Raw genomic sequence first — 17,523 nt, forward strand, 5'->3', positions numbered from 1 at the left:
GCGTCGGTTTTCTTGTGGAGCTAGCCTATTATCTTAAATAGACGAAAAGGAGAAAAAGATGGCAAACAAAAAAATCCGTATCCGTTTGAAAGCTTACGAACACCGTACGCTTGACACAGCGGCTGCAAAAATCGTAGAATCAGCTACTCGTACAGGTGCACAAGTTGCGGGTCCAATCCCACTTCCAACTGAACGTAGACTCTACACAATCATTCGTGCGACTCACAAATACAAAGACTCTCGCGAACAATTTGAAATGCGTACACACAAACGTTTGATCGACATCGTTAACCCAACTCAAAAAACAGTTGATGCTTTGATGAAATTGGATCTTCCAAGTGGTGTAAACGTAGAAATCAAACTTTAATCTAAAGCTTGATATTTGAGCATGAAAAACGCTCGTTAAAAACTTTTTGAATAAAAAATATAGAAAAGGAACTATTTTCTCATGACAAAAGGAATCTTAGGGAAAAAAGTGGGAATGACTCAAATCTTCACTGAAGCTGGCGAATTGATCCCTGTAACAGTTATTGAAGCAACTCCAAACGTTGTTCTTCAAGTTAAAACTGTTGAAACAGACGGATACAACGCTATCCAAGTTGGTTTCGATGACAAACGCGAAGTATTGAGCAACAAACCTGCTAAAGGACATGTAGCAAAAGCTAACACGGCTCCTAAGCGCTTCATTCGTGAATTCAAAAACGTTGAAGGCTTGGAAGTTGGTGCTGAAATCACAGTTGAAACATTCGCAGCTGGAGACGTTGTTGACGTAACTGGTACTTCTAAAGGTAAAGGTTTCCAAGGTGTTATCAAACGCCACGGACAATCACGTGGACCTATGGCTCACGGTTCTCGTTACCACCGTCGTCCAGGTTCTATGGGACCTGTTGCACCTAACCGCGTATTCAAAGGTAAAAACCTTGCAGGACGTATGGGTGGTGACCGCGTAACAATTCAAAACCTTGAAGTTGTACAAGTTGTTCCAGAAAAGAACGTTATCCTTATCAAAGGTAACGTACCAGGTGCTAAGAAATCTCTTATCACTATCAAATCAGCAGTTAAAGCTGGTAAATAATAAGGAAAGGGGAATACAGTCAAAATGGCAAATGTAACATTATTCGACCAAACTGGTAAACAAGCGGGCGAAGTTGTTCTTAACGATGCAATCTTTGGTATCGAACCAAACCAATCTGTTGTGTTTGATGTGATCATCAGCCAACGTGCTAGCCTTCGTCAAGGAACTCACGCAGTTAAAAACCGCTCAGCTGTTTCAGGTGGCGGACGCAAACCATGGCGTCAAAAAGGAACTGGACGTGCTCGTCAAGGTTCTATCCGCTCTCCACAATGGCGTGGTGGTGGAATCGTCTTCGGACCAACTCCACGTAGCTATGCGTACAAACTTCCTCAAAAAGTTCGTCGCCTTGCGCTTAAATCTGTTTACTCAGAAAAAGTTGCTGAAAATAAATTTGTAGCCGTTGATTCTCTTGAATTTACAGCTCCAAAAACTGCTGAATTTGCAAAAGTTCTTGCAGCTTTGAGCATCGATTCTAAAGTCCTTGTTATTCTTGAAGAAGGAAACGAATTCGCAGCTCTTTCAGCTCGTAACCTTCCAAACGTGAAAGTTGCGACTGCTACAACTGCAAGTGTTCTTGACATCGCAAATAGTGACAAACTTCTTGTTACTCAAGCAGCTATCTCTAAAATCGAGGAGGTTCTTGCATAATGAATTTGTATGATGTTATCAAAAAACCTGTCATCACTGAAAGCTCAATGGCTCAACTTGAAGCAGGAAAATATATATTTGAAGTTGACACTCGTGCACACAAACTTTTGATCAAGCAAGCTGTTGAAGCTGCTTTCGAAGGTGTTAAAGTTGCTAATGTTAACACAATCAACGTAAAACCAAAAGCTAAACGTGTTGGACGTTACACTGGTTTTACTAACAAAACTAAAAAAGCTATCATCACACTTACAGCTGATTCTAAAGCAATCGAGTTGTTTGCTGCTGAAGCTGAATAATCTAAGGAGGAAATATCGTGGGAATTCGTGTTTATAAACCAACAACAAACGGTCGCCGTAATATGACTTCTTTGGATTTCGCTGAAATCACAACAAGCACTCCTGAAAAATCATTGCTTGTTGCATTGAAGAGCAAGGCTGGTCGTAACAACAACGGTCGTATCACAGTTCGTCACCAAGGTGGTGGACACAAACGTTTCTACCGTTTGGTTGACTTCAAACGTAACAAAGACAACGTTGAAGCAGTTGTTAAAACAATCGAGTACGATCCAAACCGTTCTGCAAACATCGCTCTTGTACACTACACTGACGGTGTGAAAGCATACATCATCGCTCCAAAAGGTCTTGAAGTTGGTCAACGTATCGTTTCAGGTCCAGAAGCAGATATCAAAGTCGGAAACGCTCTTCCACTTGCTAACATCCCAGTTGGTACTTTGATCCACAACATCGAGTTGAAACCAGGTCGTGGTGGTGAATTGGTACGTGCTGCTGGAGCATCTGCTCAAGTATTGGGTTCTGAAGGTAAATACGTTCTTGTTCGTCTACAATCAGGTGAAGTTCGTATGATTCTTGGAACTTGCCGTGCTACAGTTGGTGTTGTCGGAAACGAACAACATGGACTTGTAAACCTTGGTAAAGCAGGACGTAGCCGTTGGAAAGGTATCCGCCCAACAGTTCGTGGTTCTGTAATGAACCCTAACGATCACCCACACGGTGGTGGTGAAGGTAAAGCACCAGTTGGTCGTAAAGCACCATCTACTCCATGGGGCAAACCTGCTCTTGGTCTTAAAACTCGTAACAAGAAAGCGAAATCTGACAAACTTATCGTTCGTCGTCGCAACGAGAAATAATATTAAACTAGTTGCTTAAGCAACTAGTAAATCCGCCAGCTCGGTAGCGCTCCATGTGAGCGCAAGCCGCTGTGGTACAACATTTAAAGGAGAAAATATAAAAATGGGACGCAGTCTTAAAAAAGGACCTTTCGTCGATGAGCATTTGATGAAAAAAGTTGAAGCTCAAGCTAACGACGAAAAGAAAAAAGTTATTAAAACTTGGTCACGTCGTTCAACGATCTTCCCAAGTTTCATTGGTTACACTATTGCAGTTTATGACGGACGTAAACACGTACCTGTTTACATCCAAGAAGACATGGTAGGTCACAAACTTGGTGAATTTGCACCAACTCGTACTTACAAAGGTCACGCTGCAGACGACAAGAAAACACGTAGAAAATAAGGAGAACATAAATGGCAGAAATTACTTCAGCTAAAGCAATGGCTCGTACAGTACGTGTTTCACCTCGTAAATCACGTCTTGTTCTTGATAACATCCGTGGTAAAAGCGTAGCCGATGCAATCGCAATCTTGACATTCACTCCAAACAAAGCTGCTGAAATCATCTTGAAAGTTTTGAACTCAGCTGTAGCTAACGCTGAAAACAACTTTGGTTTGGATAAAGCTAACTTGGTAGTATCTGAAGCATTCGCAAACGAAGGACCAACTATGAAACGTTTTCGTCCACGTGCGAAAGGTTCAGCTTCACCAATCAACAAACGTACAGCTCACATCACTGTAGCTGTTGCAGAAAAATAAGGAGGTAAAATCGTGGGTCAAAAAGTACATCCAATTGGTATGCGTGTCGGCATCATCCGTGATTGGGATGCCAAATGGTATGCTGAAAAAGAATACGCGGATTACCTTCATGAAGATCTTGCAATCCGTAAATTCGTTCAAAAAGAACTTGCTGACGCAGCAGTTTCAACTATTGAAATCGAACGCGCAGTAAACAAAGTTAACGTTTCACTTCACACTGCTAAACCAGGTATGGTTATCGGTAAAGGTGGTGCTAACGTTGATGCACTCCGTGCAAAACTTAACAAATTGACTGGAAAACAAGTACACATCAACATCATCGAAATCAAACAACCTGATTTGGATGCTCACCTTGTAGGTGAAGGAATTGCTCGTCAATTGGAGCAACGTGTTGCTTTCCGTCGTGCACAAAAACAAGCAATCCAACGTGCAATGCGTGCTGGAGCTAAAGGAATCAAAACTCAAGTATCAGGTCGTTTGAACGGTGCAGATATCGCCCGTGCTGAAGGATACTCTGAAGGAACTGTTCCACTTCACACACTTCGTGCAGATATCGATTACGCTTGGGAAGAAGCAGATACTACATACGGTAAACTTGGTGTTAAAGTATGGATCTACCGTGGTGAAGTTCTTCCAGCTCGCAAAAACACTAAAGGAGGTAAATAACCAATGTTAGTACCTAAACGTGTTAAACACCGTCGTGAATTCCGTGGAAAAATGCGCGGTGAAGCAAAAGGTGGAAAAGAAGTAGCATTCGGTGAATACGGTCTTCAAGCTACAACTAGCCACTGGATCACTAACCGCCAAATCGAAGCTGCTCGTATCGCCATGACTCGTTACATGAAACGTGGTGGTAAAGTTTGGATTAAAATCTTCCCACACAAATCATACACTGCTAAAGCTATCGGTGTGCGTATGGGATCTGGTAAAGGGGCACCTGAAGGTTGGGTAGCACCAGTTAAACGTGGTAAAGTGATGTTCGAAATCGCTGGTGTATCTGAAGAGATCGCTCGCGAAGCGCTTCGTCTTGCTAGCCACAAATTGCCAGTTAAATGTAAATTCGTAAAACGTGAAGCAGAATAAGGAGAAGGCATGAAACTTAATGAAGTAAAAGAATTTGTTAAAGAACTTCGTGGTCTTTCTCAAGAAGAACTCGCGAAGCGCGAAAACGAATTGAAAAAAGAATTGTTTGAACTTCGTTTCCAAGCTGCTACTGGTCAATTGGAACAAACAGCTCGCTTGAAAGAAGTTAAAAAACAAATCGCTCGTATCAAAACAGTTCAATCTGAAGCGAAATAATAGACTAGGGAAGGAGAAATTTCAATGGAACGCAATAATCGTAAAGTTCTTGTTGGACGTGTTGTATCTGACAAAATGGACAAGACAATCACAGTTGTAGTTGAAACAAAACGTAACCACCCAGTCTATGGTAAACGTATTAACTACTCTAAAAAATACAAAGCTCATGATGAAAACAATGTTGCCAAAGAAGGCGATATCGTACGTATCATGGAAACTCGACCGCTTTCAGCTACAAAACGTTTCCGTCTTGTAGAAGTTGTTGAAGAAGCGGTCATCATCTAATCAAACCTGAAAGGAGAAAACTGAAATGATTCAAACAGAAACTCGTTTGAAAGTCGCAGACAACAGCGGTGCTCGCGAAATCTTGACTATCAAAGTTCTTGGTGGTTCAGGACGTAAATTTGCAAACATCGGTGATGTTATCGTGGCATCTGTAAAACAAGCTACTCCTGGTGGTGCGGTTAAAAAAGGTGACGTTGTTAAAGCAGTTATCGTTCGTACTAAATCAGGTGCTCGTCGTGCTGATGGTTCATACATCAAATTTGACGAAAACGCAGCAGTGATCATCCGTGAAGACAAAACTCCTCGCGGGACACGTATCTTTGGCCCAGTTGCACGTGAATTGCGTGAAGGTGGCTTCATGAAGATCGTGTCACTTGCTCCAGAAGTACTTTAATTTTTAGAAACAAACTAGTCCCCTGGATTTACCTCCAGGGTGCCCTTATGGGCGTAAGAAAAATCAAGGAGAAACCTAATGTTTGTAAAAAAAGGCGACAAAGTTCGCGTAATCGCTGGTAAAGATAAGGGAACAGAAGCTGTTGTCCTTACTGCCCTTCCAAAAGTAAACAAAGTTATCGTTGAAGGTGTTAACATCGTTAAGAAACACCAACGTCCAACTAACGAGCTTCCTCAAGGTGGTATCATCGAAAAAGAAGCGGCTATCCACGTATCAAACGTTCAAGTTTTGGACAAAAATGGTGTAGCTGGTCGTGTTGGTTATAAATTTGTAGACGGTAAAAAAGTTCGCTACAACAAAAAATCAGGCGAAGTGCTTGATTAATCACGAAGGAAAGGAGAAGTATAATGGCAAATCGTTTAAAAGAAAAATATCTTAATGAAGTAGTTCCTGCTTTGACAGAACAATTCAACTACTCATCAGTGATGGCTGTGCCTAAAGTAGATAAGATCGTTTTGAACATGGGTGTTGGTGAAGCTGTATCAAACGCTAAAAGCCTTGAAAAAGCTGCTGAAGAATTGGCACTTATCTCAGGTCAAAAACCACTTATCACTAAAGCTAAAAAATCAATCGCCGGCTTCCGTCTTCGTGAAGGTGTTGCGATTGGTGCAAAAGTTACCCTTCGTGGTGAACGTATGTACGAATTCTTGGATAAATTGGTTTCAGTTTCACTTCCACGTGTACGTGACTTCCACGGTGTTCCAACAAAATCATTTGATGGACGCGGAAACTACACACTTGGTGTGAAAGAACAATTGATCTTCCCAGAAATCAACTTTGATGACGTTGACAAAACTCGTGGTCTTGACATCGTTATCGTAACAACTGCTAACACTGACGAAGAGTCACGTGCATTGCTTACAGGCCTTGGAATGCCTTTTGCAAAATAATATAGGAGGTAAATCTAATGGCTAAAAAATCAATGATTGCTAAGAACAAACGTCCAGCGAAGTTCTCTACTCAAGCTTATACTCGTTGTGAAAAATGTGGTCGTCCACATTCAGTTTACCGCAAATTTAAACTTTGCCGTGTTTGCTTCCGTGAATTAGCTTACAAAGGACAAATCCCTGGTGTAACAAAAGCATCTTGGTAATTTAAGATATCAAGGGCGTCAAAACTCTAAGTGAAAATAGGAAACTTGACGAAGAAACTGAAGTTTCTAGGAAAGTTTATCTTTTTCACACAGAGTTTAGCCCGGGTTCAGTTGGGCTTGCCAATTTGAACACGAGCTACAGCTTTGGCAAAAAAGACCAATTTTCTTTGGAGCATCGCTCCTGCATCAAATTGCCTATTTTTGCTCTTGCTGTTACGCTCTTTGTATCATGTATTAACTAGCAAGTGCAACTTGCAAACTACTAGTAAGAGGAGAAAAACAAAATGGTTATGACTGACCCAATCGCAGACTTCCTAACTCGTATTCGTAACGCTAACCAAGCTAAACACGAAGTACTTGAAGTACCTGCATCAAACATCAAAAAAGGGATTGCTGAAATCCTTAAACGCGAAGGTTTTGTAAAAAACGTTGAAATCATCGAAGATGACAAACAAGGCATCATCCGTGTATTTCTTAAATACGGACCAAACGGTGAAAAAGTTATCACTAACTTGAAACGTGTTTCTAAACCAGGACTTCGTGTCTACAAAAAACGTGAAGATCTTCCAAAAGTTCTTAACGGACTTGGAATTGCTATCCTTTCAACTTCTGAAGGTTTGCTTACTGATAAAGAAGCACGCCAAAAGAATGTTGGTGGTGAGGTTATCGCTTACGTTTGGTAAAATCAAGATACAAAGCTCGTAAAGAACAAAGCAAAATTAGGAAGTTGGAGAAGTTTGTTTACAAACAAGCCAACTTATCTATTTTGCACAGTTCTTAGAGCGTGTTCAGTTCATCTCTTGAACTAAATAAGTATCTTAACCCCGTGAAAACTGGCCGTTCTGGCCTGACAATCTAACAGGAGAAAATAAACATGTCACGTATTGGTAATAAAGTTATCGTGTTGCCTGCTGGTGTAGAAATCACTAACAATGACAACCTTGTAACTGTAAAAGGACCTAAAGGAGAACTTACTCGTGAGTTCTCAAAAGATATTGAAATCCGTGTGGAAGGTACTGAAGTAACTCTTCACCGTCCAAACGATTCAAAAGAAATGAAAACTATCCACGGAACTACTCGTGCCCTTTTGAACAACATGGTTGTTGGTGTATCAGAAGGATTCAAGAAAGAACTTGAAATGCGCGGGGTTGGTTACCGTGCACAACTTCAAGGATCTAAACTTGTTTTGGCTGTTGGTAAATCTCATCCAGACGAAGTTGAAGCTCCAGAAGGAATTACTTTTGAACTTCCAAACCCAACAACAATCGTTGTTAGCGGAATTTCAAAAGAAGTAGTTGGTCAAACAGCTGCTTACGTACGTAGCCTTCGTTCACCAGAACCATATAAAGGTAAAGGTATCCGTTACGTTGGTGAATTCGTTCGCCGTAAAGAAGGTAAAACAGGTAAATAATGTTGAGTGGTTGATTCTCAACCACCAACCTATTTTCCAGCTTTGTGCATAGCACACGATTTAAAACTAAAGAGGTGAAAACTGTGATTTCAAAACCAGATAAAAACAAACTCCGCCAAAAACGCCATCGTCGCGTTCGCGGAAAACTCTCTGGAACTGCTGATCGCCCACGTTTGAACGTATTCCGTTCTAATACAGGCATCTACGCTCAAGTGATTGATGACGTAGCGGGTGTAACGCTCGCAAGTGCTTCAACTCTTGACAAAGAAGTTTCAAAAGGAACTAAAACTGAACAAGCCGTTGCTGTCGGTAAACTCGTTGCAGAACGTGCAAACGCTAAAGGTATTTCAGAAGTGGTGTTCGACCGCGGTGGATATCTATATCACGGACGTGTGAAAGCTTTGGCTGATGCAGCTCGTGAAAACGGATTGAAATTCTAATAGGAGGACACTAGAAAATGGCATTTAAAGACAATGCAGTTGAATTAGAAGAACGCGTAGTTGCTGTCAACCGTGTTACAAAAGTTGTTAAAGGTGGACGTCGTCTTCGTTTCGCAGCTCTTGTTGTTGTTGGTGACCACAACGGTCGCGTAGGATTTGGTACTGGTAAAGCTCAAGAAGTTCCAGAAGCAATCCGTAAAGCAGTAGATGATGCTAAGAAAAACTTGATCGAAGTTCCTATGGTTGGAACAACAATCCCACACGAAGTTCTTTCAGAATTCGGTGGAGCTAAAGTATTGTTGAAACCTGCTGTAGAAGGTTCTGGAGTTGCCGCTGGTGGTGCAGTTCGTGCCGTTGTGGAATTGGCAGGTGTGGCAGATATTACATCTAAATCACTTGGTTCTAACACTCCAATCAACATTGTTCGTGCAACTGTTGAAGGTTTGAAACAATTGAAACGCGCTGAAGAAGTTGCTGCCCTTCGTGGTATTTCAGTTTCTGATTTGGCATAAGAAAGGGGATAAAATGGCTCAAATTAAAATTACTTTGACTAAGTCTCCAATCGGACGCATTCCATCACAACGTAAAACTGTTGTAGCACTTGGACTTGGCAAATTGAACAGCTCTGTTATTAAAGAAGATAACGCTGCTATCCGTGGTATGATCACAGCAGTATCTCACTTGGTAACAGTTGAAGAAGTAAACTAATGAACTTTTAGGGGATGTGCACTATACCATCCCCTAAAACTAGATATAGTCATCTATGATGACGTCGTATAGGCGAGTTGATGGGGGAGACAACCTTTTCTCCCTTATCGGCGCTAGCATTTTACAAAAGAGGAGAAAATAAAAATGAAACTTCATGAATTGAAACCTGCAGAAGGTTCTCGTAAAGTACGTAACCGCGTTGGTCGTGGTACTTCATCAGGTAACGGTAAAACATCTGGTCGTGGTCAAAAAGGTCAAAAAGCTCGTAGCGGTGGCGGAGTTCGCCTTGGTTTTGAAGGTGGACAAACTCCATTGTTCCGTCGTCTTCCAAAACGTGGATTCACTAACATCAACGCTAAAGAATACGCAATTGTGAACCTTGACCAATTGAACGTCTTTGAAGATGGTGCTGAAGTTACTCCAGTTGTTCTTATCGAAGCAGGAATTGTTAAAGCTGAAAAATCAGGTATTAAAGTTCTTGGTAACGGTGAGTTGACTAAGAAATTGACTGTGAAAGCAGCTAAATTCTCTAAATCAGCTGAAGAAGCTATCACTGCTAAAGGTGGTTCAGTAGAAGTCATCTAAGAGAGGTGACCTATGTTTTTTAAATTATTAAGAGAAGCTCTTAAAGTCAAGCAGGTTCGATCAAAAATTTTATTTACAATTTTTATCGTTTTGGTCTTTCGTATCGGAACTAGTATTACAGTTCCTGGTGTGAATGCCAATAGCTTAAATGCTTTAAGTGGATTATCCTTCTTAAACATGTTGAGCTTGGTCTCAGGGAATGCCATGAAAAACTTCTCAGTTTTTGCTCTTGGTGTTAGTCCCTACATTACGGCCTCTATCGTTGTTCAACTCTTGCAAATGGATATTTTACCCAAGTTTGTAGAGTGGGGTAAACAAGGGGAAGTAGGTCGAAGAAAATTAAATCAAGCTACTCGTTATATTGCTCTTGTTCTAGCCTTTGTGCAATCTATCGGGATTACAGCTGGTTTTAATACCTTGGCTGGAGCTCAATTGATTAAAACTGCTTTAACTCCACAAGTTTTTTTGACAATTGGTATCATCTTAACAGCTGGTAGTATGATTGTCACTTGGTTGGGTGAGCAAATTACAGATAAGGGATACGGAAATGGTGTTTCCATGATTATCTTTGTCGGGATTGTTGCCTCAATTCCAGAGATGATTCAAGGCATCTATGTAGACTACTTTGTGAACGTCCCAAGTAGCCGTATCACTTCATCTATCATTTTCGTAATCATTTTGATTATTACTGTATTGTTGATTATTTACTTTACAACTTATGTTCAACAAGCAGAATACAAAATTCCAATCCAATATACTAAGGTTGCACAAGGTGCTCCATCTAGCTCTTACCTTCCATTGAAGTTAAACCCTGCTGGAGTTATCCCTGTTATCTTTGCAAGTTCGATTACTGCAGCGCCTGCGGCGATTCTTCAATTTTTGAGCGCTACAGGTCATGATTGGGCTTGGGTAAGGGTAGCACAAGAGATGTTGGCAACCACTTCTCCAACTGGTATTGCCATGTATGCTTTGTTGATTATTCTCTTTACATTCTTCTATACGTTTGTACAGATTAATCCTGAAAAAGTGGCAGAGAACCTACAAAAGAGCGGTGCCTATATCCATGGAGTTCGTCCTGGTAAAGGTACAGAAGAATATATGTCTAAACTTCTTCGTCGTCTTGCAACTGTTGGTTCCCTCTTCCTTGGTGTGATTTCCATTTTGCCGATTGCAGCTAAAGATGTATTTGGTCTTTCTGATGTTGTTGCCTTTGGTGGAACAAGTCTCTTGATCATTATCTCTACTGGTATCGAAGGAATCAAGCAATTGGAAGGTTACCTATTGAAACGTAAGTATGTTGGTTTCATGGACAGAACAGAATAAAAGTATTTACTGAGTCAGTAAATGCTGAGGGAGTGGAGGTTTAACTCTAACATTAGTGAGAGTTTGGTCTCCCCTCTTCTATTTTGTTTTTAAATAGGGGTGAAAAGAATTTTTGCTTCTATTTAAAAATAAAATAAGGAGATCAAATCATGAATCTTTTGATTATGGGCTTACCTGGTGCAGGTAAGGGAACTCAAGCAGCAAAAATCGTAGAACAATTCCATGTTGCACATATCTCAACAGGTGATATGTTCCGTGCTGCTATGGCAAATCAAACTGAAATGGGTGTTCTTGCCAAGTCATACATTGACAAGGGTGAATTGGTTCCTGACGAAGTTACAAATGGAATCGTAAAAGAACGTCTTTCACAAGATGATATTAAAGAAACAGGATTCTTGTTGGATGGTTATCCACGTACAATCGAACAAGCTCATGCCTTAGACAAAACATTGGCTGAACTTGGCATCGAACTAGAAGGTGTTATCAACATCGAAGTGAATCCAGATAGCCTCTTGGAACGTTTGAGTGGCCGTATCATCCACCGCGTAACTGGAGAAACTTTCCACAAGGTCTTTAACCCACCAGTTGACTATAAAGAAGAAGATTACTACCAACGTGAAGATGATAAGCCTGAGACAGTAAAACGTCGTTTGGATGTGAATATTGCTCAAGGAGAACCAATCATTGCTCACTACCGTGCCAAAGGTTTGGTTCATGACATCGAAGGTAATCAAGATATCAATGATGTCTTCTCAGATATCGAAAAAGTATTGACAAATTTGAAATAAAGCGTTTTTCACACTTGCAAAAATCCGCTACAAATGTTATACTAAGATAGTCTGACTTATAATTGTTGTCTCTGTGTCTAGAGGCATCGAATCGAAATTTATGGAGGTGCTTTTGCGTGGCAAAAGACGATGTGATTGAAGTTGAAGGCAAAGTAGTTGATACAATGCCGAATGCAATGTTTACGGTTGAACTTGAAAATGGACATCAGATTTTAGCAACAGTTTCTGGTAAAATTCGTAAAAACTATATTCGTATTTTAGCGGGAGATCGTGTTACTGTCGAAATGAGTCCATATGACTTGACACGTGGACGTATCACTTACCGCTTTAAATAATCGAAAAACTTGGAGGGATAAGAAATGAAAGTAAGACCATCGGTCAAACCAATTTGCGAATACTGTAAAGTTATTCGTCGTAATGGTCGTGTTATGGTAATTTGCCCAGCAAATCCAAAACACAAACAACGTCAAGGATAAGATAGAAAGGAGAAAACATGGCTCGTATTGCTGGAGTTGACATTCCAAATGACAAACGCGTAGTAATCTCATTGACTTATGTTTATGGTATCGGACTTGCAACATCTAAGAAAATTTTGGCTGCTGCTGGAATCTCAGAAGATGTTCGTGTACGTGATTTGACATCAGATCAAGAAGATGCTATCCGTCGTGAAGTGGATGCAATCAAAGTTGAAGGTGACCTTCGTCGTGAAGTAAACTTGAACATTAAACGTTTGATGGAAATCGGTTCATACCGTGGTATCCGTCACCGTCGTGGACTTCCTGTCCGTGGACAAAACACTAAAAACAATGCTCGCACTCGTAAAGGTAAAGCTGTTGCGATTGCTGGTAAGAAAAAATAATATAGGAGGTAAAAGTCTTGGCTAAACCAACACGTAAACGTCGTGTGAAAAAGAATATCGAATCTGGTATTGCTCATATTCACGCTACATTTAATAACACTATTGTTATGATTACTGATGTGCATGGTAATGCAATTGCTTGGTCATCAGCTGGTGCTCTTGGTTTCAAAGGTTCTCGTAAATCTACACCATTCGCTGCTCAAATGGCTTCTGAAGCTGCTGCTAAATCTGCACAAGAACACGGTCTTAAATCAGTTGAAGTTACTGTAAAAGGTCCAGGTTCTGGTCGTGAGTCAGCTATTCGTGCGCTTGCTGCCGCTGGTCTTGAAGTAACAGCAATTCGTGATGTGACTCCAGTGCCACACAATGGTGCTCGTCCTCCAAAACGTCGCCGTGTATAATCATCGCATTACACTGCTTTTCGTTTAAGAGGGAGTAACTAAATGATCGAGTTTGAAAAACCAAATATAACAAAAATTGATGAAAATAAAGATTATGGCAAGTTTGTAATCGAACCACTTGAACGTGGCTACGGTACAACTCTTGGTAACTCTCTTCGTCGTGTACTTCTAGCTTCTCTACCAGGAGCAGCTGTGACATCTATCAACATTGATGGTGTGTTACATGAGTTTGACACAGTTCCAGGTGTTCGTGAAGACGTGATGCAAATCATTCTGAACATTAAAGGAATTGCAGTGAAATCGTACGTTGAAGACGAAAAAATCATCGAACTGGATGTTGAAGGTCCTGCTGAAGTAACAGCTGGTGACATTTTGACAGATAGCGATATTGAAATTGTAAATCCAGATCATTATCTCTTTACAATCGGTGAAGGTTCTTCTCTAAAAGCGACTATGACTGTTAACAGTGGTCGTGGATATGTACCTGCTGATGAAAATAAAAAAGATAATGCACCAGTTGGAACACTTGCTGTAGATTCTATTTATACACCAGTTACAAAAGTCAACTATCAAGTGGAACCTGCTCGTGTAGGTAGCAATGATGGATTTGACAAATTAACCCTTGAAATCTTGACAAATGGAACAATTATTCCAGAAGATGCTTTAGGGCTTTCAGCACGTATTTTGACAGAACATCTTGATTTGTTTACAAATCTTACTGAGATTGCTAAGTCAACTGAAGTGATGAAAGAAGCTGATACTGAATCTGACGACCGTATTTTGGATCGTACGATTGAGGAACTGGACTTGTCTGTGCGTTCATACAACTGTTTGAAACGTGCCGGTATCAATACTGTGCATGATTTGACAGAAAAATCTGAAGCAGAGATGATGAAAGTACGAAATCTTGGACGCAAGAGTTTGGAAGAAGTGAAACTCAAACTCATTGATTTGGGTCTTGGATTAAAAGATAAATAAAGGAGGAATACATGGCTTACCGTAAACTAGGACGCACTAGCTCACAACGTAAAGCAATGCTTCGCGATTTGACAACTGACCTTTTGATCAACGAATCAATCGTGACAACTGAAGCTCGTGCTAAAGAAATCCGTAAAACTGTTGAAAAAATGATTACTCTAGGTAAACGTGGTGATTTGCATGCACGTCGTCAAGCAGCTGCTTTCGTACGTAATGAAATCGCATCTGAAAACTATGATGAAGCAACTGATAAGTACACTTCTACTACAGCACTTCAAAAATTGTTCTCAGAAATCGCACCTCGTTATGCTGAACGTAACGGTGGATACACTCGTATCCTTAAAACTGAACCACGTCGTGGTGATGCAGCGCCAATGGCGATCATCGAATTAGTATAAAATCATCAATTTTGTTGAGTGTTATGATGATGGAGTCTTGTGCTCTTAGTCTAGCTCTGGTCTACCGCTAGGATTTCGGTCCTAGCGGGAACACTCATCATAAGTTGGGATAGTAGACGCTTGTTTACGAAATTGTTTTTTTCTTAAGAACAACTTCGTAAGCAGGCGTTTTTGAGTATTTTAGTTGGAATTATGCTATACTATTTGAAAAGAATCCTGTTTAATGTTCAGGTTTCCTATTAAAAGAAGAATTGGAGTTTGCTTATGAAAGCGATTATAACTGTTGTTGGTAAAGATAAATCTGGAATTGTTGCAGGTGTTTCTGGTAAAATTGCAGAATTGGGTTTGAATATTGATGATATCTCTCAAACTGTTTTGGATGAATATTTCACGATGATGGCTGTCGTCTCTAGCAATGAAAAGCAAGATTTCACCTATCTTCGTAATGAGTTTGAAACCTTTGGTCAAACTTTGAATGTGAAGATTAATATTCAGAGTGCAGCGATTTTCGAAGCTATGTATAATATCTAGGAGGTTATCATGGATATTAGACAAGTTACTGAAACCATCTCCATGATTGAGGAACAAAACTTCGATATCAGAACCATTACCATGGGGATTTCCCTATTAGACTGTATTGATCCGGATATCAATCGTGCTGCGGAGAAAATTTATCAAAAGATTAGGACCAAGGCAGCTAATTTAGTGGCTGTTGGTGACGAAATTGCAGCTGAGTTGGGAATTCCTATCGTTAATAAGCGTGTATCGGTGACACCTATTTCTCTGATTGGAGCAGCGACAGATGCGACGGACTACGTGGTTCTGGCAAAAGCGCTTGATAAGGCTGCGAAAGAGATTGGAGTGGACTTTATTGGTGGTTTTTCTGCCTTGGTACAGAAGGGTTATCAAAAGGGAGATGAGATTCTCATCAATTCTATTCCTCGTGCTTTGGCCGAAACGGACAAGGTCTGCGCGTCAGTCAATATCGGTTCAACCAAGTCTGGTATTAATATGACGGCTGTGGCAGATATGGGACGTATTATCAAGGAAACGGCTCATCTATCTGATATGGGAGCAGCTAAGTTGGTTGTATTTGCTAATGCCGTTGAGGACAATCCGTTTATGGCGGGTGCCTTTCATGGTGTTGGGGAGGCAGATGTTATCATCAATGTCGGAGTTTCTGGTCCTGGTGTGGTGAAACGTGCCTTGGAAAAAGTTCGTGGACAGAGCTTTGATGTAGTAGCCGAAACAGTTAAGAAAACTGCCTTTAAAATCACTCGTATCGGTCAATTGGTTGGTCAAATGGCCAGTGAGAGACTGGGTGTGGAGTTTGGTATTGTGGACTTGAGTTTGGCGCCAACTCCTGTGGTTGGAGATTCTGTTGCACGTGTCCTTGAAGAAATGGGGCTAGAAACAGTTGGAACACATGGGACGACGGCTGCCTTGGCTCTCTTGAATGACCAAGTTAAGAAGGGCGGAGTGATGGCCTGCAACCAAGTTGGTGGTTTGTCTGGTGCCTTTATCCCCGTTTCTGAGGATGAAGGAATGATTGCTGCAGTGCAAAATGGTTCTCTTAATTTGGAAAAACTAGAAGCTATGACGGCTATCTGTTCTGTTGGATTGGATATGATTGCCATTCCAGAAGATACTCCTGCTGAAACCATTGCGGCTATGATTGCGGATGAGGCTGCAATTGGTGTCATTAACATGAAAACAACGGCTGTTCGTATCATTCCTAAAGGAAAAGAGGGAGATATGATTGAATTTGGTGGTCTTCTTGGTACAGCTCCAGTTATGAAAGTCAATGGGGCTTCGTCTGTTGATTTCATCTCTCGTGGAGGACAAATCCCAGCACCAATTCATAGTTTTAAAAATTAAGAAAATAGGAGAAATTTTAAGTTCTATTTAAGGTTGGATGTGTATACTATAATCATTAAATAAAGACCTCCTAATATTATTTGAAACAGATAACTCTGATTTAGTTTGAATTTGATTTTCATCTAATATCTTTATTTAATGAACTCCTAAACTTTTTCATAATAATCTCCTGCAAAAGTCGCCTGTCTGGGTGGCTTTTGTTTTATCATCCATGATATAATAGAAGCAAACGGAGGACGGAAAATGGTAAAAGTACGATTGTATTTGGTACGTCATGGCAAGACCATGTTTAACACGATTGGTCGCGCGCAAGGTTGGAGCGATACTCCCTTAACAGCTGAAGGTGAACGAGGAATTCAAGAATTAGGAATCGGTTTGCGAGAATCTGGTTTACAGTTTGAGCGCGCTTATTCGAGTGATTCTGGTCGCACCATTCAGACAATGGGAATCATCCTTGATGAACTTGGCTTGCAGGGAAAAATCCCTTATCGCATGGACAAGCGTATCAGAGAATGGTGTTTTGGTAGTTTTGACGGAGCCTACGATGGCGATCTTTTCATGGGCATTATTCCTCGTATCTTTAATGTGGACCATGTTCATCAATTGTCTTATGCTGAACTGGCTGAGGGCTTGGTAGAGGTCGATACAGCTGGTTGGGCTGAAGGCTGGGAAAAACTCAGTGGTCGAATCAAGGAAGGTTTTGAAGCGATTGCCAAAGAAATGGAAGAACAAGGTGGGGGCAATGCTCTCGTTGTCAGCCATGGAATGACCATTGGAACCATTGTTTATCTGATTAATGGTATGCATCCGCATGGTCTCGATAATGGTAGCGTGACAATCCTTGAATATGAGGACGGGCAGTTTAGCGTTGAAGTTGTCGGTGACCGTAGTTACCGAGAACTAGGACGGGAGAAGATGGAGGAAGCCTCTATTTAATTAGTCTAGACTTGCTTGCTCTGAACTAGGGATTTAATAAGAATATCAAGATAAGAAAAAACAGCCGAGGATAATC

General features: G+C 40.8%; 32 protein-coding genes. All 32 read left to right on the forward strand.

The features are described 5' to 3' along the window. Positions 1-58: 58 nt before the first annotated feature. The 32 genes from rpsJ to ACN076_RS02345 all read left to right on the forward strand — a co-directional run bounded on the left by rpsJ (position 59) and on the right by ACN076_RS02345 (position 17,447). Complete coding sequence (rpsJ, locus tag ACN076_RS02190; RefSeq protein ID WP_269789456.1) at positions 59-367, forward strand: 30S ribosomal protein S10; 309 nt, start codon at positions 59-61, stop codon at positions 365-367. An 81-nt stretch (positions 368-448) separates the two neighbouring features. Next, positions 449-1,075, forward strand: a complete 627-nt coding sequence (rplC, locus tag ACN076_RS02195; protein ID WP_000160197.1) for a 50S ribosomal protein L3 — start codon at positions 449-451, stop codon at positions 1,073-1,075. Between the two features lie 24 nt (positions 1,076-1,099). Further along, the gene (gene rplD / locus ACN076_RS02200; protein WP_000024549.1) at positions 1,100-1,723 is read left to right on the forward strand and encodes a 50S ribosomal protein L4; all 624 of its coding nucleotides are present in this window, start codon (positions 1,100-1,102) and stop codon (positions 1,721-1,723) included. After that, positions 1,723-2,019 (forward strand): 50S ribosomal protein L23, encoded by a 297-nt coding sequence (locus tag ACN076_RS02205; RefSeq protein WP_125409021.1) that lies wholly within the window; start codon positions 1,723-1,725, stop codon positions 2,017-2,019. The genes rplD and ACN076_RS02205 overlap by 1 nt, the downstream gene beginning before the upstream one ends. A 17-nt stretch (positions 2,020-2,036) precedes the next feature. Further along, positions 2,037-2,870, forward strand: a complete 834-nt coding sequence (rplB, locus tag ACN076_RS02210) for a 50S ribosomal protein L2 (RefSeq protein WP_000512911.1) — start codon at positions 2,037-2,039, stop codon at positions 2,868-2,870. 103 nt (positions 2,871-2,973) lie between these two features. Beyond that, positions 2,974-3,255: a 30S ribosomal protein S19 gene (gene rpsS / locus ACN076_RS02215; RefSeq protein ID WP_000533766.1), complete on the forward strand. Its 282-nt coding sequence runs from the start codon at positions 2,974-2,976 to the stop codon at positions 3,253-3,255. 11 nt (positions 3,256-3,266) lie between these two features. Next, complete coding sequence (rplV, locus tag ACN076_RS02220; protein WP_000818137.1) at positions 3,267-3,611, forward strand: 50S ribosomal protein L22; 345 nt, start codon at positions 3,267-3,269, stop codon at positions 3,609-3,611. Between the two features lie 12 nt (positions 3,612-3,623). Next, positions 3,624-4,277, forward strand: coding sequence for a 30S ribosomal protein S3 (gene rpsC / locus ACN076_RS02225; protein ID WP_000529936.1), 654 nt, complete (start codon positions 3,624-3,626; stop codon positions 4,275-4,277). A 3-nt stretch (positions 4,278-4,280) separates the two neighbouring features. Beyond that, positions 4,281-4,694 carry a 50S ribosomal protein L16 gene (rplP, locus tag ACN076_RS02230; RefSeq protein ID WP_000960946.1) on the forward strand — a complete coding sequence of 138 codons (414 nt, stop codon included), beginning with the start codon at positions 4,281-4,283 and terminating at the stop codon, positions 4,692-4,694. Between the two features lie 9 nt (positions 4,695-4,703). Continuing rightward, entirely contained in the window at positions 4,704-4,910 is a 207-nt protein-coding gene (gene rpmC, locus ACN076_RS02235) for a 50S ribosomal protein L29 (protein ID WP_000772918.1), read from the forward strand. A gap of 24 nt (positions 4,911-4,934) precedes the next feature. Beyond that, entirely contained in the window at positions 4,935-5,195 is a 261-nt protein-coding gene (gene rpsQ, locus ACN076_RS02240) for a 30S ribosomal protein S17 (RefSeq protein ID WP_000440801.1), read from the forward strand. 25 nt (positions 5,196-5,220) lie between these two features. Then, positions 5,221-5,589 (forward strand): 50S ribosomal protein L14, encoded by a 369-nt coding sequence (gene rplN, locus ACN076_RS02245; RefSeq protein ID WP_000616545.1) that lies wholly within the window; start codon positions 5,221-5,223, stop codon positions 5,587-5,589. A gap of 78 nt (positions 5,590-5,667) precedes the next feature. Further along, positions 5,668-5,973 carry a 50S ribosomal protein L24 gene (gene rplX, locus ACN076_RS02250; protein ID WP_000497691.1) on the forward strand — a complete coding sequence of 102 codons (306 nt, stop codon included), beginning with the start codon at positions 5,668-5,670 and terminating at the stop codon, positions 5,971-5,973. 23 nt (positions 5,974-5,996) lie between these two features. Continuing rightward, positions 5,997-6,539: a 50S ribosomal protein L5 gene (gene rplE, locus ACN076_RS02255; RefSeq protein WP_000013542.1), complete on the forward strand. Its 543-nt coding sequence runs from the start codon at positions 5,997-5,999 to the stop codon at positions 6,537-6,539. A 17-nt stretch (positions 6,540-6,556) separates the two neighbouring features. Further along, positions 6,557-6,742, forward strand: a complete 186-nt coding sequence (locus ACN076_RS02260; RefSeq protein ID WP_001085697.1) for a type Z 30S ribosomal protein S14 — start codon at positions 6,557-6,559, stop codon at positions 6,740-6,742. 284 nt (positions 6,743-7,026) lie between these two features. Beyond that, the gene (rpsH, locus tag ACN076_RS02265; RefSeq protein ID WP_000245504.1) at positions 7,027-7,425 is read left to right on the forward strand and encodes a 30S ribosomal protein S8; all 399 of its coding nucleotides are present in this window, start codon (positions 7,027-7,029) and stop codon (positions 7,423-7,425) included. A gap of 191 nt (positions 7,426-7,616) precedes the next feature. Further along, on the forward strand, positions 7,617-8,153 hold the full coding sequence (gene rplF / locus ACN076_RS02270) for a 50S ribosomal protein L6 (protein WP_000086622.1): 537 nt from the start codon (positions 7,617-7,619) through the stop codon (positions 8,151-8,153). An 83-nt stretch (positions 8,154-8,236) separates the two neighbouring features. Continuing rightward, the gene (rplR, locus tag ACN076_RS02275; RefSeq protein WP_000624044.1) at positions 8,237-8,593 is read left to right on the forward strand and encodes a 50S ribosomal protein L18; all 357 of its coding nucleotides are present in this window, start codon (positions 8,237-8,239) and stop codon (positions 8,591-8,593) included. A 17-nt stretch (positions 8,594-8,610) separates the two neighbouring features. Next, entirely contained in the window at positions 8,611-9,105 is a 495-nt protein-coding gene (gene rpsE / locus ACN076_RS02280; protein ID WP_000874202.1) for a 30S ribosomal protein S5, read from the forward strand. Positions 9,106-9,118: 13 nt separating this feature from the next. Further along, a complete protein-coding gene (rpmD, locus tag ACN076_RS02285) occupies positions 9,119-9,301 on the forward strand; it encodes a 50S ribosomal protein L30 (RefSeq protein WP_000057241.1) in 183 nt (60 codons plus the stop codon). Between the two features lie 144 nt (positions 9,302-9,445). Next, positions 9,446-9,886 carry a 50S ribosomal protein L15 gene (rplO, locus tag ACN076_RS02290; RefSeq protein ID WP_000766088.1) on the forward strand — a complete coding sequence of 147 codons (441 nt, stop codon included), beginning with the start codon at positions 9,446-9,448 and terminating at the stop codon, positions 9,884-9,886. Positions 9,887-9,898: 12 nt separating this feature from the next. Continuing rightward, positions 9,899-11,209 (forward strand): preprotein translocase subunit SecY, encoded by a 1,311-nt coding sequence (gene secY, locus ACN076_RS02295; protein WP_153192670.1) that lies wholly within the window; start codon positions 9,899-9,901, stop codon positions 11,207-11,209. A gap of 149 nt (positions 11,210-11,358) precedes the next feature. Continuing rightward, on the forward strand, positions 11,359-11,997 hold the full coding sequence (locus tag ACN076_RS02300) for an adenylate kinase (protein ID WP_001050436.1): 639 nt from the start codon (positions 11,359-11,361) through the stop codon (positions 11,995-11,997). A 116-nt stretch (positions 11,998-12,113) separates the two neighbouring features. Continuing rightward, positions 12,114-12,332, forward strand: coding sequence for a translation initiation factor IF-1 (gene infA / locus ACN076_RS02305; protein WP_001029883.1), 219 nt, complete (start codon positions 12,114-12,116; stop codon positions 12,330-12,332). A 24-nt stretch (positions 12,333-12,356) separates the two neighbouring features. Beyond that, positions 12,357-12,473: a 50S ribosomal protein L36 gene (gene rpmJ, locus ACN076_RS02310; protein WP_001808836.1), complete on the forward strand. Its 117-nt coding sequence runs from the start codon at positions 12,357-12,359 to the stop codon at positions 12,471-12,473. 17 nt (positions 12,474-12,490) lie between these two features. Then, the gene (rpsM, locus tag ACN076_RS02315; protein WP_000090781.1) at positions 12,491-12,856 is read left to right on the forward strand and encodes a 30S ribosomal protein S13; all 366 of its coding nucleotides are present in this window, start codon (positions 12,491-12,493) and stop codon (positions 12,854-12,856) included. Positions 12,857-12,873: 17 nt separating this feature from the next. Further along, positions 12,874-13,257, forward strand: a complete 384-nt coding sequence (gene rpsK / locus ACN076_RS02320; protein WP_001118385.1) for a 30S ribosomal protein S11 — start codon at positions 12,874-12,876, stop codon at positions 13,255-13,257. A 42-nt stretch (positions 13,258-13,299) separates the two neighbouring features. Next, positions 13,300-14,235, forward strand: coding sequence for a DNA-directed RNA polymerase subunit alpha (locus ACN076_RS02325; RefSeq protein WP_000568988.1), 936 nt, complete (start codon positions 13,300-13,302; stop codon positions 14,233-14,235). A gap of 11 nt (positions 14,236-14,246) precedes the next feature. Continuing rightward, entirely contained in the window at positions 14,247-14,633 is a 387-nt protein-coding gene (gene rplQ / locus ACN076_RS02330; RefSeq protein WP_000331493.1) for a 50S ribosomal protein L17, read from the forward strand. A 264-nt stretch (positions 14,634-14,897) separates the two neighbouring features. After that, positions 14,898-15,164 (forward strand): ACT domain-containing protein, encoded by a 267-nt coding sequence (locus tag ACN076_RS02335; RefSeq protein ID WP_261043234.1) that lies wholly within the window; start codon positions 14,898-14,900, stop codon positions 15,162-15,164. Between the two features lie 9 nt (positions 15,165-15,173). After that, positions 15,174-16,511, forward strand: a complete 1,338-nt coding sequence (locus tag ACN076_RS02340; RefSeq protein WP_420790061.1) for a PFL family protein — start codon at positions 15,174-15,176, stop codon at positions 16,509-16,511. Positions 16,512-16,754: 243 nt separating this feature from the next. After that, positions 16,755-17,447 (forward strand): histidine phosphatase family protein, encoded by a 693-nt coding sequence (locus tag ACN076_RS02345; RefSeq protein ID WP_000241548.1) that lies wholly within the window; start codon positions 16,755-16,757, stop codon positions 17,445-17,447. Positions 17,448-17,523: the final 76 nt, after the last annotated feature.

The organism is Streptococcus sp. K0074 (assembly GCF_048843365.1).
GTDB classification, from domain to species: Bacteria; Bacillota; Bacilli; order Lactobacillales; family Streptococcaceae; genus Streptococcus; species Streptococcus mitis_BM.